Genomic DNA, 15,396 nt, shown 5'->3' with positions numbered 1-15,396 from the left:
GCACTATGCAAGGATCAAAAGCTTTTGCAGTACGGCAAAAAAGCACGGCTTGTCTGCCTATGACGAGCTGCTCAACGCCTGGCGGGGCGAGTCGTTCCTTCGCAGCTACGCTGCTGCAGGAAGCCCTACCTAAATAGTTACGATCGATTAACTTAGATTGCCGCATCTCAAAATCTATATTTTACTGCCACTAATCTAACAAAAACAAGCACTTTAACTTCAAAGACCAGCTGTGAAAATCTATAATTGAAGAATAATGTACTTTTTTCCGGGATAGGGTACCGCTACATTTGTATCGTAATAATTCCAGGAACGCCCGCGGGATACTCCTGCGGAAAAAAGACAAAACTAGTATCTCCATGAAAAAAATGATCTTAGGCATAGCCGCGCTTGTGCTCAGCACCTTTGCCCTCAATGCCCAGCAAAACTGCTTTAACCTGCTCATCGACAGTCAGACCGCCACGCCTGGCGACACGGTCTGTTTGTCCGTGCGCGTGAACAACTTTGAAGACATCCTGGCCGTACAAACGGCTTTTGAATGGGACACCACCCGACTTGACTTTATAGAAATTTCTAATTTTAACCTGCCTGGGCTAATCCCTGAGGACTTTAATCTGGAAGGCGAACTTATTGGGGAAGGCCGAGCTACTTTTGCCTGGTTCAATACGGACTTTACCGGTCTGAATTTGATGGACGGCACCGCAATATTCGATTTTTGCTTCGAAGTCATCGGAGACGATGGCTATGGTGGATTTCAATTCGTTTCGACCAGTGATATCACCAACACAGAAATCGTATTGGGCAATTCTGAAATACTGCCCAGCTTCAGCCTGCTGGGAGGCGGAGTATCCATAGAAGATGGTTTTGCCGAGCCGGTCAGGTTTGTCAGTGCCTGTCAGGATTTGGGCGACTGCACTACAGGCAGTAACCTTTCAGTTGTTGTAGCTGGTGGCACGCCGCCCTACACCTATTCCTGGATGCAGGGGAATGCAATGGTTAACAGTGACGCCAACCTTACAAATGCGCCGGCCGGATTGTACGAACTCATCGTATCCGATACAAACGGCGATCAGGTTTCCGGCTTATTCAACGTAACCCCCGAGGACGGCATCAGCGTCAGCAATGTCATTCTGACCCCACCTACCTGTAGCAACAGTGATGGAGCCATTCAGGTACAAGTGGCAGGCGGCTCCGGAGCTTATGATTTCATTTGGAGTACCGGGCAGACGGACGCTCACAGCATTTCTAATCTGATGGCAGGAGACTACGCCCTCACCGTAACCGATTCTAATACCGGTTGCACCTTTGAAATGGGGATAGTACTTGAAGAGGAAAGCTTGCAAACGAGTTTGACCTACGCATGTACGATCATACCAGATGGGAGCGCCGTTACTGATGTTACCTGTGTGGTTTGGTCGGACGGACAAACACCATACACCTTCGAGTGGAGTACAGGCTTCACAGAAACCACAAGTGATTTAGCAAGTACCCTGGCTGGCGTAAGCCCGGATCAGCCATACAGCGTTACCATTACCGATGCAAATGGGTGTACCACAACCTCTGGCCCCATCACACCTGATTGCCCGGGCACGGGGGGCGACCCCACCATTTACGTTCCCCATGAAATGGTAGCAGAAGGCGGCTCCATCTGCATACCGGTCAAAGCAAGCGATGTGCCACCCATCACCCGGCTGGACCTTGCACTGACCTGGTCGACCGATGTCTTGTCCTTTACAGGTGTCAATGAAGGGGCCCTGACCGCCCTGCTCGACGATGGGCTTGACCTTTCTCAAACCGGCAACGGACAACTGACCGTGCAGTGGGACATCGACATCCCGGAAGGCCTGCCTATACAGGAAGATGCCACTCTCTTTGAAATCTGCTTCGATGCCGTAGGCCCAGAAGGCAGCCAAACCGACATTGCATTTGATGATAGCATCCTTCCCGGTTACCTGGAAAGTGGAACTGAGGTCGCGGCAACTTTTGAGGATGGCAGTTGCACGGTTACGGGTGAATTCCTGACCGGCCATTCCATCAGTTGCACCGGATTCCCGGATGGTTCTTTTTTGGCTTCCATATCCTGTGCCGTATGGAGTGGTGGGGTACAGCCCTACACGTTTGAATGGAGTACGGGATTCGTGGAGCAGGACTCTCTCTTTTCAACTTTAGAAAATGTACCGGATAATCTTGCCTACAGCCTCACGATCACCGATGCAGAAGGTACGGCTTACAGCCCCGAGCCGATAACACCGAATTGCGGCGGTTCAGGAAATTCCGCTACCGTGACGATTGGCGAAGCGATAGTGAATACCAATACCAACTTCTGCGTACCGGTAACCGTCTCAGGTACAGCTGAAGTCACTAGTTTTGAGGCGGGGGTGGCTTGGCTGCCAGGGATACTCAGCTATACCGGGGTTACAGGTGGCGTTCTTGGCGATGCGGTCACCTTCACCATTGATGACAGCGATTCGGATATCGGGCAACTGAGCCTTATCTGGAATGCTACCGCACCTGATGCCATTTTTGTTGAAGACGGAGATGTGCTCTTTGAATTGTGTTTCGATGCAACTGGCGATCCGGGCAGCTCCACCGGAATCAGCTTCAATGCGTCCATTCACCCCTTCCTGTTGGAGAATGTAGAAGGCATTGAATTCACACCGGTCAACGGCGGGGCTTTCATACAGGGCTCCGGAGGGCCGGATGATGTGACGCTACAGATCGGTAGCGCTATGGTGGACACTGGTGAGGTGGTTTGCCTTGACGTGACCGTTGAAAACTTCACGGATGTTGGGACTGTACAGCTATCCATCAACTGGGATGAAGACCGGCTCAGCTTTGACACCCTGATATTAGCCGGTAACCTCCCCGGGCTGAGTCCGGCAACAGACTTCAACCTTAATCTTACAGACGAAGGCATTATTGCCATGTCCTGGTTCGACCTTGGCCTCAACACCGTAACCCTTCCGGATGGTGCACCGCTATTCACCCTTTGCCTTCAGGCCGATACCCTGCAAGGGCCCACTCCGGTGACCTTCTCCCCCACCCCGGTCAATATTGAAGTAACGGACCTTGAAAACATCCTTCCCGTTGTCCTCCAAAACGGCACCGTGGATGTGCTGCAGCCCGAAGTCTGGCCCGGCGATACCGATGTGGATGGCCTGGTGACCCACTTCGACCTGCTCAATATTGGCCTTGGTTTTGGCACAGCCGGGCCAGAGCGGACAGATGCAACAATTGTATGGGAAGCGCAGGTAGCACCGGGCTGGCAAAACGCGACCCCAAACTCCAACGTCAACTACAAGCACCTGGATACCAATGGTGACGGCTTCATTGATGCGGCAGACACCCTGGCGCTGGTGAACAACTGGGGCGAAGAAGTGAACTTCCTGCCGGAAGAGGAAAACCGAAGCATGGCGGGCGTCATCTACATCGAACCGGACACGGTGGTCCTGGGCGTGCCGGCTACCTTCAACATCATGCTCGGAGAACCCGGCACGACCGTACCCGAAGTCTACGGACTGGCATTCACCATCGTGTACGACACTTCCGCGGTAGCGCCGGGCAGCGCTTCCGCTTCCTTCCTGGAATCCTGGCTTGGCAATACCAACGAAGACCTGATCGGGCTGTCCAAAGACCGCTACGACGACAGCCGCATTGATGTAGCCCTGACCCGTACCAATGGCCTCAATGCAGAAGGCAGCGGCGCCATTGGCCAACTGCACATTACCATTCAGGACGTCATTTTCATGCGGGGCAATGACTATCCACTCGACTTTGACATTGAGAATATACGGCTGATCAATGCTGCGGAGATGGACTTCCAGCTGGAAGGGCTGACTACTTCAGGAGTGGTCAAGGATGGGCTGGTGAATGTGCCGGAAACCGCTCAGGCGTTTAATGTACGTGCATTCCCTAATCCAGCCAGTGATCAGATCAGAATCCTGGTGGAGGGTGCACAACTGGAAAGCGCCCGCCTGATGGCAACTGATGGCCGTACCGTACAGCAAATCCAGGGCGGACAGTCTGAGGTCAACCTGCAGTATTTGCCGGAAGGCTTGTACCTGCTTCAGGTGTGGACCAGCGAGGGGGCTACCACCCATCGCATCATGATTGCGCGTTAATATTAATTTCCTTTCGATGAATTAGTGGTGCTGCCTGCTTACGGGCGGGCAGCCCCTTTCAAAACCCAACTATTATGAAAAAGACCATCATAACCCTGGCAGCGCTATGCCTGCTCTCGACTACCTTTTACGCCCAGACAGCAATGCTCAGCGGCCAAATCACCCGACTGAATGAGACCCCGGTAATCGGTATTGTAGTCCATCTCCTTGACTGGAATGAGGAGCTCATCGCTGTGGGTACTACAGATACTCAGGGCGCGTACGCCTTTGACGGCCTTATGACAGGGCAGGAATATACAGTCGTGCCTCAGGACAATCAGGAGGTCAACTACCTGCAGGGCGTTTCCACCTTGGATGTGGTGATTGCCGCACGTATTATCCTTGGGATACAGCTACCTGAATCGCCGTTTGTTTACGTTGCCGGCGATGTCAACAATAGCGGCAGCATCACCACACTGGACCTGGTGCTTATGCGCCGGTTGATTCTGGGCATTGATGCCAGCTTCCAAAACAGTCCATCGGTCCGGTACCTGCGCACAAACACTAGTTTTATCAATCCAGGTAATCCACTTGCTGGTATCAACTTTGGCAGCAACACCTTACTGTTGGAAACAGACCTATCATCGTTTGACTTTTTCCAGGTGAAAACTGGCCACCTTAACCCATAAGGGCCTCTACCCTATTTTAGAGCCTGTTTGGACTTTAGTAATCGGGCTACGAACAACACTTTTTCGCTTATACTTCGTTCCGAAAATCCTTCCCGCTTTTTAGGCTTAAAAAGCGGGACTCAGGCTAAACTCCGGTTTTAGTGCCTTGTATAAACAAAAAACTGTAAGTTCTCGCCTAGAAGACCAAAATCCCAACAGGCTCTTATAATCCCATGTACCCCAAAGGGGCAGGCTAACACTGAAATGTGTGGCTTGCCCTTGTTTTTTTTAGGAATTTACCGGTAATGCTCGACTATTTTTGTTGTAATCCAAGATCGGACAACTATTAAATTGAACGAATTAATGTTAACTCGTTCAACTAACTGAATAAACTAACGTTAATTTATTCAAAACAATCATGGACTTCATTCCAAGATTTACTGAAATACAGATAAAAGAATACCTGCGGCCCAACAAGGTGGTGGTGCTTCTGGGCCCACGCCGGGTGGGGAAAACGGTATTAATCCAAAAGATATTATCAGAATCCACTGAGCCTTATGTATTGCTCAATGGGGAAGACATTGCTGCCAAGGAACTATTTACAAGGAGGAGCGTCAAAGCGCTATCTCAAATCCTGGATGGCAAGAAGTTTCTCGTGATTGATGAAGCTCAAAAGATACCTGATGTCGGTAATGCCCTAAAGCTGATGATAGACGAAATTAAAGGATTGAAAGTGCTCATTACCGGATCATCTGCTTTTGATGTAGAAAATTATACCGGAGAGCCTTTGACCGGCCGGAAGATGACTTTCAAGCTATTCGGCATATCGGAAGGAGAAATTGCAAAAAAAGAAAGTATCAGGGAGCGCAAAGATGGTTTATATCAGCGCTTGATTTATGGCAATTACCCCGAAATACTGCAATTGGATACCGTCAAAGAGAAACATTTATATCTGCGTGAGCTGCTCAACTCCTACCTACTCAAAGACATTCTGACTTTCGAAACCATCAGGAACAGTGATAAAATCATTGACTTGCTCAGGTTAGTTGCCTTTCAGGTTGGTGGGGAGGTAAGTATACCGGAACTATCTAATTCGCTTCAAATCAGCAGAAACACCGTGGAAAAGTACCTTGATTTGCTTACTAAAGTGTTCATTCTCTACAAAACGGGCGGTTTCAGCAGGAATTTGAGAAAGGAAGTCAATAAAAGTCACCGGTATTACTTTCTCGATAATGGCATAAGGAATATCCTGGCCGGCAACCTTAACCCCGTAAATATGCGGAGCGACATGGGCATTTTGTGGGAAAACTATATGATTGCAGAGCGCATAAAGTATCAGCACTACAACGACATACTGGTCTACAACTATTTCTGGAGAACTTACGATCAGCAGGAAATCGACTGGATAGAAGACCGGGGCGGAGCACTCTATGGCTACGAATTCAAGTGGAATCCCCGAAAAAAACCCAAGGCGCCCGGGGGATGGAAGAACGCCTACCCAGATGCAAAATATCAGGTGATCAACCCCGATAATTACCAGAATTGGCTTCTGCTCTGAACTATACAGCCCCGGCCTGTCGCAACAAACCGGGGCTGTAATATCATGATTAGGCAAAGCCCTACAGCCCAAATGCCGCTTTCACCTTATCCACGTAGTCGAGTTTCTCCCAGGTGAAGGTCTCCACCTGCATCTCCTTAACGCGGCCGGCACCATCGACGAACTTCACCATCTTTTGCTCCGGCGTACGGCCCATGTGGCCATAAGCAGCAGACTCGGAGTAGATCGGCGTGCGCAGCTTCAGGCGCTGCTCAATCGCGTAGGGGCGCATGTCGAATACTTCCTCTACTTTCTTCGAGATTTCGCCGTCACTCATTTTCACGTTAGCCGTACCGTAGGTATTGACGTAGATGTTGGTAGGCGCAGCTACACCAATAGCGTAAGAAACCTGTACCAGCACTTCGTCACAAACACCGGCAGCCACGAGGTTCTTCGCGATGTGGCGGGTAGCGTAAGCCGCAGAGCGGTCTACTTTGGAAGGGTCCTTGCCAGAGAATGCACCACCGCCGTGAGCGCCTTTGCCCCCGTAGGTGTCTACGATAATTTTACGGCCCGTCAGGCCCGCATCGCCGTGTGGCCCACCGATGACGAACTTGCCGGTTGGGTTGATGTGGTAGGTGATGTTATCTTCAAACAGTTTTTGCAGCTCCGGCTTAAGCTGTGCCTTTACTTTTGGAATAACGATGTTGATGATATCCTCACGGATTTTATTCAGCATGCGCTCGTCCTCATCGAAGTCATCGTGCTGTGTGGATACCACGATGGTATCGATGCGCTGAGGCGTGTTGTCGTCTGCATACTCGATCGTCACCTGCGACTTGGAGTCCGGGCGGAGGTAGGTCATCTGCTCGCCTCCCTTGCGGATAGCCGCCAGTTCCTGCAAAATTTTGTGGGAAATGGCCAAGGCCAGCGGCATGTAGCTCTCCGTTTCATTGGAGGCATAACCGAACATCATGCCCTGATCGCCGGCGCCCTGTTCTTCCGGGCTCGCGCGCTCCACCCCCTGATTGATGTCAGGTGATTGCTCGTGAATAGCCGAAAGTACGCCACAGGAGTGGGCTTCAAACATGTACTCCGACTTAGTGTAGCCGATACGCTCAATCACGTCGCGGGCAATTTGCTGCACATCCAGGTAAACATCCGACTTGACCTCGCCAGCCAGGACGACCTGCCCGGTCGTGACCAGGGTTTCACAAGCAACCTTAGAGGAAGGGTCAAAGGCAATGAAATGATCAACGAGGGCATCGCTAATCTGATCAGCAATTTTATCAGGGTGCCCTTCGGAAACGGACTCAGAGGTGAATAAGTATGGCATAAATTCGGTTTATTTCGGATTTAAAGACGGGTAACGGCCCGGTAAAATCGCTGCAAAAATAGGAATAAACGGCAAAATCTTGCTGTTTTTCAGAACTTGTTCAGCCCCTACCTGATTTCGCATTGAAACATAGACTTGACTGCGGTCTTGGTGTGCAGGAAGCCTTCCAGCCGATCGCCAACCTGTACCGGGCCTACGCCCGCCGGTGTACCCGTGTAAATCAGGTCGCCCATCTGCAACTTGAAGAACTGAGAGACATACACGATGATATCATCAAACGAGAACAGCAGGTCTTTGGTATTGCCATGCTGTACGGTCTCCCCGTTCTTCTTCAATTCAAATTCGATCGCGCCCCGGTTGCACTCCTCTATAGAGACAAAGTCGCTGATAACAGCGGAGCCATCGAAGCCCTTGGCAATTTCCCAGGGGTGGCCTTTGTCCTTGAGGCGCTGCTGCACATCGCGGGCGGTAAAGTCAATGCCCAGCCCAATTTCCGGGTAGTAGTCTGCAGCAAACTCCGGCTGCACATGCCGGCCATTTTTGCCGATTTTCAGCACAACTTCCACCTCGTGGTGCAAATCTTTCGTGAACTCCGGGTAGTAAAATGGCTTGTTGTTCACCAACAAGGCAGAAGGTGGCTTCATGAACACCACCGGGCTCCCCGGTACAGGGTTATTGAGTTCCCTGGCATGTTCGGCGTAGTTGCGACCGATGCAGATGATCTTCATAGTTGAGGTTTAAAACTTCACATTGGCCAGTCCCGCCAGGTCCTTTACAGCACGGACGGTCTCCTGTGCTTTTTTTCGGATTTCAGCAGAAGACGCCTTAATCTGATTCTTGATCTCCTTTTTATCGGCCTTCAGGGCTTCCTTGCGGGCTTTGAAGTCCGTGCTCAGCCCCACTAAGGCATCGGCTACGGCGTCCTTCAGTTCCACATACTTTAAGGCACCGGCTTCGTAGTCTTTCATGAGGCTTTCGTATGCTTCCAGCGACTCGGCGGCTTTGAGCAGGGTAAAGAGGTTATCCACGCCCGGGCTCATTTCCCCGGAAGGGGTATCACCGGTATCGGTCACAGCTGAGCGGATCTGCTTACGGATGCGGTTTTCGTCCCCAAACACATCAATGTAGTGTTTTTCGCCTGCGCTTTTGCTCATCTTACGGGTGGGGTCTGCGGTAGAGCGCACTTTGGGCACTTCCGTGTAAAGGGGCTCCGGCAGGACGAAGAATTCCTTGCCCATCTGATTGTTGAAGCGCTGCGCGATGTTACGGGTCAGCTCCAGATGCTGCTCCTGATCTTTGCCTACGGGCACGTAGTCGGCCCGGTAGATGAGGATATCGGCTGCCTGTAGCACCGGATAGTCCAACAGGCCCGCCGAGATGAAGCTATCAGTGGCGGTTTCCTGCACCTGTGCGCTTTTGTCCTTGAACTGCGTCATACGGGTCAGCTGACCGTAGGAGGCGAAGCAATTGAAAATCCAGCATAACTCTGTATGCTCCGGCACCAGGGACTGAATAAACAGAGACTCCGGCTTAACGCCAACCGCCATCAGGTTAAAGAGCAATTCCCAGGTATTTTCCCGAAGTTTTTTCGGATGGTAGGGCATCGTCATGGCATGGTAATCGACCACCCCGTAGATGCAATCGTACTTTTCCTGCAGGGCGACCCAGTTCTTCACTGCCCCAAAGTAGTTGCCAAAGTGCATTTGCCCGGTGGGCTGAATAGCAGAAAGGACTTGTTTGCGTTGCTCCATGGTCATTTTTTTGAACAGCGCGAATATACTTGTTCCGTTTGTTTTGAGGCAATAAAAACCAGTAATTCCCGCAGCAGACTGGCATTTGCCGGACAGGACAGCCCGACCTGGCTTTTTTTAAAGTCGCTTTTGTGAGGCCGGTGTCAGAAAATCCAAGTTGGGCAGGCCAGCCATAGTTTGTACTTTTGCCGTGGATTCAAACAATACCTGTACGAATGAGAATGCTGATTGTTGTTTTTGCGCTGCTCACTCTCCTGACCGCCTGCCAATCCGGCTATCAGGCAGAGAATCTCAAAGGCCAATGGCAGGCTATTGCCATAACGGAAGAAGGTACGCCCCTTGCCGTTGACCCCAGTCAGATACAGCTCAGCTTCACCTCTGAAGACCGGTACACCTATGAGAGTACCCTCAACTACCGGGAAGCCGGCAGCTACTCTGTTGATGGGGCCTACCTTTTTACCCGCGATACCCTCAATCAGGCCAGCACCGAAAAGGCGGTCGAGATACTACAGCTTGCCAGTGATACCCTACAGCTCAAAATGATGGACGGCGATAAGGAGCGGCAACTGACGATGGTAAGGCAGTGATCAATTCAGTCCCTGCACCCGCACGTTAACGTTGCCTTTCAGGGCCAGGTCGACCACCATGCCATCTACTGTCAGATAGGCATTGCGCAGATCTATCGCCTCCAGGTTGCCATTTAGCACCAATCCGGTAGCCAGCTCGTACTCCTGCAGCTGCTCCTGAAACTGCTGCTGCATGTCCTTCATATTGTAGTCGAGCAGGAAATTCAGGTTCTCGGCAATTTTATTTTTGATGGTACTTTTCATCAGCCAGCCCGCAGACCGGAAGAGGTAGTTTTTGGTATCCAGCGTATACTCCAGGTCTTCAATATCAATTGTATTTTTCCTGGGATTGTACACCGGGCGGCCAACCAGGTAAATACTACCGTTGTAGGTGCCGCTGAGGGTGGTATTAATCACGATATTACTCCCCTTCCCAAAAAATTCCAGGTCTTCAATCTTCACAGACCGGCGGCCGTAGGAGAAGGTTTCGCCAAGCAGTTGCTGTTTGGCGAGGCGTTCGGCTTCGTTGTAAGCAATCTCCGCATTGATGTGCAGGGTGAAGTCTTCTGCTTTCACCGGGCTGATACGTAAAGGCGGCAAAGGCTGTACATATTTAGGGTCGGGCCGCTCCCCGATCCTTACCGATGGCTTGCCTTCCACATAGATGGTGGTGGCAATGCGCCCGCTCTCCGTATTGATGGGGCTCATACCAATATACTGTGGGTTCACCGTCAGCCAGGTGTTGTAAGCCTCAGAGACCAGAGCGGGCTGAAACATTTCGCGCCAGGCTTCCTCCACCGTTTTGCGCAGGTCAAACTGCTCGCGCACCAGGTTGTCGATGGCTCTTGAAATCTGAGCGGTACTGTTGCGCAAAACGATATCAGCAATAAACCCTACCGGCAAATCCACAAAGCCCATTTTGACCCGGGGCTTTTTATTCCATTCGTGGCCTTCAAGTATGGTCACGGTGTTGATGCTCCAATCGGAATTGACCCCAAACTCGGTTTTGAAATCCACTGCGATCTGCCCGTTGGCCTCCACGGTGCTGATGCCCAGATCGTATTTGATCCAAAGGTCAAGCGGAATACGGTAAGTAATGGCCTGGGAATCCAGCCCCAGCCGTATATCATCCTGCTTGGTCGCCCTTACCATCATTTTATCGCCGTCCCGCAGGTTGTTGTCTTCGTACAGGATACCGCTCAATTGCTTGTTGAGCACAGCTTCCAGGTCCCGCACCGGCACATCGATGGGGATATTGATGATGGAAACTTGCTCCCGGTAAAGTTCTTCGTATTCTTCCATGGGGCGAACGGGCTTCGTTACTTTGCAACTGCTGATCAGCAGCATCAGCAGTGCCAAAAGGGGCAAAAGGTATTTCATGTTGGAGGTTGGTTCTTTTCCCGAAAGTAGCAGAAAGCCACCGTACTAAAAAAGATTACCGCAGTAAATAATTGAGGTAAAAAAAGAGCACCAGGTAAATCCACAGCCCATCCAGAAAATGCCAGTAGATGGTCAGCAGTCGGAGCTTCAGGCGCTTTTCCGGGTCTGAGAAGTACACCAACACGCTGACCGGCTCTTTCATGCGCTTGCGGGCCGTCCATAAGAATAGCCCCAGAAAGGGCAAGCCGGCAATAACGTGGGCAAAGTGCAAGGCGGAAATCACGTACAAATAGCCCGCAGAGTTGTCGCTGTGGATGTAAATCTGATTGCTGAACAGCTGATACCACCCTACCGCCTGCAGGATCATAAAAACCAAGGAGATAGCCATGGTCGCAATGAGCGCACGCTGGTAGTTTTCGGTATCATCAGCTTTATAGCACCGCTTGGCCCAGACCATTGCGCCACTGCTGGCCAGCAGGACGAGCGTATTGAAGATAAAGATATTGGGGAGCCGGATGGGCGGAAGGTTACTTTGTACGCGGGTATAGACAAATGCTGCCGTAAAGGCCAGAAACATGGCCGTGATGCCCAGCAGGGAAAGTACCAGCAGCACATTAAAGGGGTGGAATGCAAAGTTGTTGTACTCGTTGTACCCTTCTTCTGCGGGGTCTCTCTGCTGTCGTTGTGGATTTGTTGACATTTCTTTGGCTTATTGCACACTGCGTTGATAAATCATCTGTTAGAGCTTATTGGGAATCATCGCCAGTTTTCCTGCCCGACGCATCAGGTCTAATTACGGCCCCGTTTCGCTTCCCGGCGGCAACGTTCGCTACAGTACTTCACTTCGTCCCATACTTTTTCCCATTTTTTCCGCCAGGTGAAAGGCCGGCCGCAATGCAAGCAGGCTTTGGTAGGCAGATCGCCCTTTTTACGTTGCTTCGGCATACCAGTTTTTGAAGGAAACGGCAATTAGCGGTTTTTGTTTTCAAGCTGAAACCCCTGTCTTAAAATGTTAAAATCAGGACCGGCACCTTATCCTTTTGCTTTTGTCGTTTTAGCACAAATTAATCTCCCAAAATCATGCGCATTTTTCTTTCGTTAATGTGCACTGTGCTAGCAGTGCAGCTCTCTGCTCAACCCCCTAAAGACACCCTGCCCACGCCCGCGGCTTTTGGCCCTTATTATACACAGCTCGGAGCCGACCTGCTCCCGGCGATCATTGCTGGCGGTGGTGGAAACCTTGGCTACTATCAGATCGAAGCTCTGTACCGGGAACACCGGCCCGGCGGCGACCTGCGGATCAAGGTGGAAGTCAACAACAAAGATTACTTTGAAGGCTTCACCCCTTATCCGGGCCAGTTGCTCCCGGGCAGTACGCCGGAAGACCCAAGGTACCACCAAAACGACTTACTGCCCCGTACCAACCTATTGTTCAGCGCAGGTTTGTCTACCTACCGTTTCAGCAAAAAACTGCCCGTTTACTTTGGTGCGGATGCGCAGGCCGGTGTACTCTTTACAGAACGGATCACCTACATAAACAGTCGCCCGCAAGACCAGATGCCGGGCGGTTATACTCAAATCCTGAGCACTGCCAACCACAGCCATGTATTGGTGGGGTTAACTCCGTTTGTTGGTACCAATATACCCCTCACCAGCCGGTTGTCCTTCAGTATAGAGTTTGGCCTGCCTATCATTTATCATACCGGCACGACCAGCTACGTGACTGAAAATGGAGACCGTTTTGATAGTGACATCAGTGAATTCAACCTCTTTGACAACCGCCCGATCAATGACCTGGCTATTTTTTACCGGCTCTGAAACGCTGCTGCAGCCGTTTAAGAAGCTTTAGCATCTTGATGTTAAAACGGAGGTTGATATTGAAAAACGCCCCGTCAATGAGGAGCCAGTCTTTTTCGCGTTTCACCTCCCTGAGGTGTTCGTAGAGGATATGCTGAGGCGTTTGCAACTGCGCTTTCCAGTAGAGCCCGCGCTCCGTCATTGCGAAGCCTTCCTTACAGGACCCCAGCAGGCTCTGATCGCAAATGAAAAAGATGCGCTCGTCCCGGCGTTCGGGCTGAAGGAAGAACTGCCCGGCGTTTCGGAGTTTCTGAACCGGCATTTTTATAAAATCGGTGTACACCGTTTCATCAGGCTCGCCGGCAAAATCGAGGTAATCAAAAATGAGTGCTTCCAGGGGATGGTCTTCAGCGCCGGGCCCCTGATGCCGGAGCATCTCCTGCGGCAGTGGAATGGGGTTGAGTTCCTGTGCGTAGTGGATGAGAAAGTAATCGGTCAGCTCTTCCAGGTGGTTTTCCACCCTGGCATTTTGCCGGTCTACCGGTGTACCTTGCTCCTGCAGGTAGCGGAGTTCATCAGCCAACTGAGCCTCCCGGCGGTGCAGCAGGTCCCGGAAGCCCGATTCATAGAGCAGTTCCGTATACGCCTGTTCCTCTGCTCCGGGCTGTTCCTCCGCAATTTTACGGTTCAACAGCCGGAAGAATTCCGCTGTGAGCTGTTTGCTCACATTGCCCTGCAAATCAATCAGGGGATGTATTTCCTGTTCAGGTGCTGAGGGTTCTTCCGGCTGTGGTGCGCCACATTGCAGGCAGAAACGGGCATGATCAGGCAGTTCGGTATGGCAGTTTACACACTTCAACAGACCAAAGGTTATTTAGCTCAAAGTTAACAAACTTATCTGACCGTGAGCTGCACCTGCGGTGTCACGGGATAGGCCACACAGGTAAAGATGTGCCCGTTGGTGGCCTCGCTGTCTACCCGGCTGTTGTGGGTGTACATCTCCACCCGGCCCGCAGTAAGCTGAGCCGAGCAGGTGGTGCAACTCCCGCTCCGGCAGCTGTAGGGCAGTTCGATACCCGCCAACAGTGCGCCTTCCAGCAAAGTCTGCCCCGGCTTCACCGGAAACGACAACGTCTGCCCTTTGTACCGGAGTTCTACCGTAGCCAGCGGCAGTTGATCGGCTTTCGGCCGGAAAGGGCTGTGGATAATAAAATCTTCCTGGTGTAATCGTCCGGCTCCAAAACCGAGAAAGCGGAGGGTCATGGCTGCTTTTAGCATCAGTCCCGGAGGGCCACAGATGTAGGCGTGGGCATCTGCCAATGCAGGGCCAAGCGCCTGTGCTGCCCAAAACTCCAGCCAGGCATTGCTCAAACGCCCCTGCTTTATGTCGGTATGCGCAGTTGCAGCTAAAGCGGCCTCGCAGTCTTCGGTTGGCTGGCTCAGCAAATGCAATACCCTGAGGCGGTCCGGGTGCGCGCTTTCCAGCTGCTTCAGTTCTTCGCGGAATAAGACTGAGCGGGCATTGCGGTTGGCGAGCAAGAGTTGGATCGAAGTGGGGGCGGCGCTGTTCAGGGCGGCTTTCAGAAGGGAAAACATGGGCACAAAACCACTGCCCCCGGCAATCAACAGTAAAGGTTTGGGGCCTTCCGGCAATACAAACTGCCCGGCGGGGGGTAGCGCCTGCAGGACATCCCCAACTTGCAGGCGCTTGGTCAGATAGGCAGAAGCCTGCCCATTGACGGTGCGTTTGACGCAAATGGACAATTGGGCATCCACACCGGGCGCTGAGGCCAAAGAATAGGAGCGGCGGACCGGCCCCGGCCCCAGCTCCGGAAAGAGCAGGGTGAGGAACTGCCCCGCCTGATAATCCGGCACCGGCTGCCCTTTGATCTCAAAAATTATATGGGCGCTGTCCATCACCGGACGGTCGATACGGGCAACCTGAAGGGTCAATAATTCCTGATCCATCATTCTTTTAGCGGGTTCTGTTTTACGCGGCCAACTTTGTTGATTTACCACAGCGAACATACAACACTTCGAGTATGTTTGAAGGCACTTCACCGGTAAAATCAGCGATTGGTGCTCCTGGCTCAGGGTTCTGCGGGGCAACAGACATACTCTTAGAGCGTGTTGGGACTTTTGTCTTCTAGTCGAAAACTAACAATTTTTTGGTTAGACGAGGCGCGAAAACCGGAGTTTAGCCTGAGCTAAATGAGGATTTTCGGGACGAAGTATAACCAAAAAAGTGTAGTTTGCAGGCC

The 15,396-nt window shown here is 51.7% G+C and carries 13 protein-coding genes; 5 read left to right on the top strand and 8 right to left on the bottom strand.

Annotated features, from left to right (window positions below):
• The first annotated feature begins 359 nt into the window (after window positions 1-359).
• From RIC19_RS00775 to RIC19_RS00765, 3 genes are all read left to right on the top strand, one after another.
• The gene (locus tag RIC19_RS00775; RefSeq protein ID WP_350175826.1) at window positions 360-4,121 is read left to right on the top strand and encodes a T9SS type A sorting domain-containing protein; all 3,762 of its coding nucleotides are present in this window, start codon (window positions 360-362) and stop codon (window positions 4,119-4,121) included.
• A gap of 74 nt (window positions 4,122-4,195) precedes the next feature.
• Entirely contained in the window at window positions 4,196-4,789 is a 594-nt protein-coding gene (locus tag RIC19_RS00770) for an SdrD B-like domain-containing protein (protein ID WP_350175824.1), read from the top strand.
• A gap of 397 nt (window positions 4,790-5,186) precedes the next feature.
• The gene (locus RIC19_RS00765; RefSeq protein ID WP_350175822.1) at window positions 5,187-6,326 is read left to right on the top strand and encodes an ATP-binding protein; all 1,140 of its coding nucleotides are present in this window, start codon (window positions 5,187-5,189) and stop codon (window positions 6,324-6,326) included.
• A 61-nt stretch (window positions 6,327-6,387) separates the two neighbouring features.
• On the opposite strand, the gene metK is transcribed toward RIC19_RS00765, so the two are convergent.
• From metK to trpS, 3 genes are all read right to left on the bottom strand, one after another.
• On the bottom strand, window positions 6,388-7,641 hold the full coding sequence (metK, locus tag RIC19_RS00760) for a methionine adenosyltransferase (RefSeq protein ID WP_350175820.1): 1,254 nt from the start codon (window positions 7,639-7,641) through the stop codon (window positions 6,388-6,390).
• Between the two features lie 107 nt (window positions 7,642-7,748).
• Window positions 7,749-8,369: a fumarylacetoacetate hydrolase family protein gene (locus RIC19_RS00755; protein ID WP_350175818.1), complete on the bottom strand. Its 621-nt coding sequence runs from the start codon at window positions 8,367-8,369 to the stop codon at window positions 7,749-7,751.
• 9 nt (window positions 8,370-8,378) lie between these two features.
• Window positions 8,379-9,392, bottom strand: coding sequence for a tryptophan--tRNA ligase (gene trpS / locus RIC19_RS00750; protein WP_350175816.1), 1,014 nt, complete (start codon window positions 9,390-9,392; stop codon window positions 8,379-8,381).
• 215 nt (window positions 9,393-9,607) lie between these two features.
• On the opposite strand from trpS, the gene RIC19_RS00745 reads away from it, so the two are divergent.
• Complete coding sequence (locus RIC19_RS00745) at window positions 9,608-9,979, top strand: hypothetical protein (protein ID WP_350175814.1); 372 nt, start codon at window positions 9,608-9,610, stop codon at window positions 9,977-9,979.
• On the opposite strand, the gene RIC19_RS00740 is transcribed toward RIC19_RS00745, so the two are convergent.
• From RIC19_RS00740 to RIC19_RS00730, 3 genes are all read right to left on the bottom strand, one after another.
• Window positions 9,980-11,338, bottom strand: coding sequence for a DUF4403 family protein (locus RIC19_RS00740; protein ID WP_350175812.1), 1,359 nt, complete (start codon window positions 11,336-11,338; stop codon window positions 9,980-9,982). It lies immediately after the preceding gene.
• A 55-nt stretch (window positions 11,339-11,393) separates the two neighbouring features.
• On the bottom strand, window positions 11,394-12,038 hold the full coding sequence (locus RIC19_RS00735; RefSeq protein ID WP_350175810.1) for a cytochrome c oxidase subunit 3: 645 nt from the start codon (window positions 12,036-12,038) through the stop codon (window positions 11,394-11,396).
• An 89-nt stretch (window positions 12,039-12,127) separates the two neighbouring features.
• Window positions 12,128-12,283 (bottom strand): DUF2256 domain-containing protein, encoded by a 156-nt coding sequence (locus RIC19_RS00730; RefSeq protein ID WP_350175808.1) that lies wholly within the window; start codon window positions 12,281-12,283, stop codon window positions 12,128-12,130.
• A 135-nt stretch (window positions 12,284-12,418) separates the two neighbouring features.
• Here RIC19_RS00730 and RIC19_RS00725 point away from each other — a divergent pair, with 135 nt between their 5' ends.
• Complete coding sequence (locus RIC19_RS00725) at window positions 12,419-13,156, top strand: hypothetical protein (RefSeq protein ID WP_350175806.1); 738 nt, start codon at window positions 12,419-12,421, stop codon at window positions 13,154-13,156.
• Here the strand turns inward: RIC19_RS00725 and RIC19_RS00720 are convergent.
• Window positions 13,137-13,994 (bottom strand): zinc ribbon domain-containing protein, encoded by an 858-nt coding sequence (locus RIC19_RS00720; RefSeq protein WP_350175804.1) that lies wholly within the window; start codon window positions 13,992-13,994, stop codon window positions 13,137-13,139. The genes RIC19_RS00725 and RIC19_RS00720 overlap by 20 nt on opposite strands.
• A 35-nt stretch (window positions 13,995-14,029) precedes the next feature.
• Complete coding sequence (locus tag RIC19_RS00715) at window positions 14,030-15,106, bottom strand: 2Fe-2S iron-sulfur cluster-binding protein (protein ID WP_350175802.1); 1,077 nt, start codon at window positions 15,104-15,106, stop codon at window positions 14,030-14,032.
• Window positions 15,107-15,396: the final 290 nt, after the last annotated feature.

It is taken from the genome of Phaeodactylibacter sp., assembly GCF_040219495.1.
Taxonomy (GTDB): Bacteria; Bacteroidota; Bacteroidia; order Chitinophagales; family Saprospiraceae; genus Phaeodactylibacter.
This window is presented reverse-complemented; position numbering and strand designations above follow the sequence as displayed.

What these genes read in the sequence shown, in the direction of transcription:
- RIC19_RS00715 (WP_350175802.1), bottom strand. Translation starts at nt 15,106, where the DNA reads ATGATGGATCAGGAATTATTGACCCTTCAGGTTGCCCGTATCGACCGT.
- RIC19_RS00730 (WP_350175808.1), bottom strand. Translation starts at nt 12,283, where the DNA reads ATGCCGAAGCAACGTAAAAAGGGCGATCTGCCTACCAAAGCCTGCTTG.
- RIC19_RS00735 (WP_350175810.1), bottom strand. Translation starts at nt 12,038, where the DNA reads ATGTCAACAAATCCACAACGACAGCAGAGAGACCCCGCAGAAGAAGGG.
- RIC19_RS00755 (WP_350175818.1), bottom strand. Translation starts at nt 8,369, where the DNA reads ATGAAGATCATCTGCATCGGTCGCAACTACGCCGAACATGCCAGGGAA.
- RIC19_RS00745 (WP_350175814.1), top strand. Translation starts at nt 9,608, where the DNA reads ATGAGAATGCTGATTGTTGTTTTTGCGCTGCTCACTCTCCTGACCGCC.
- metK (WP_350175820.1), bottom strand. Translation starts at nt 7,641, where the DNA reads ATGCCATACTTATTCACCTCTGAGTCCGTTTCCGAAGGGCACCCTGAT.
- RIC19_RS00765 (WP_350175822.1), top strand. Translation starts at nt 5,187, where the DNA reads ATGGACTTCATTCCAAGATTTACTGAAATACAGATAAAAGAATACCTG.
- RIC19_RS00775 (WP_350175826.1), top strand. Translation starts at nt 360, where the DNA reads ATGAAAAAAATGATCTTAGGCATAGCCGCGCTTGTGCTCAGCACCTTT.
- RIC19_RS00770 (WP_350175824.1), top strand. Translation starts at nt 4,196, where the DNA reads ATGAAAAAGACCATCATAACCCTGGCAGCGCTATGCCTGCTCTCGACT.
- RIC19_RS00740 (WP_350175812.1), bottom strand. Translation starts at nt 11,338, where the DNA reads ATGAAATACCTTTTGCCCCTTTTGGCACTGCTGATGCTGCTGATCAGC.
- trpS (WP_350175816.1), bottom strand. Translation starts at nt 9,392, where the DNA reads ATGGAGCAACGCAAACAAGTCCTTTCTGCTATTCAGCCCACCGGGCAA.
- RIC19_RS00725 (WP_350175806.1), top strand. Translation starts at nt 12,419, where the DNA reads ATGCGCATTTTTCTTTCGTTAATGTGCACTGTGCTAGCAGTGCAGCTC.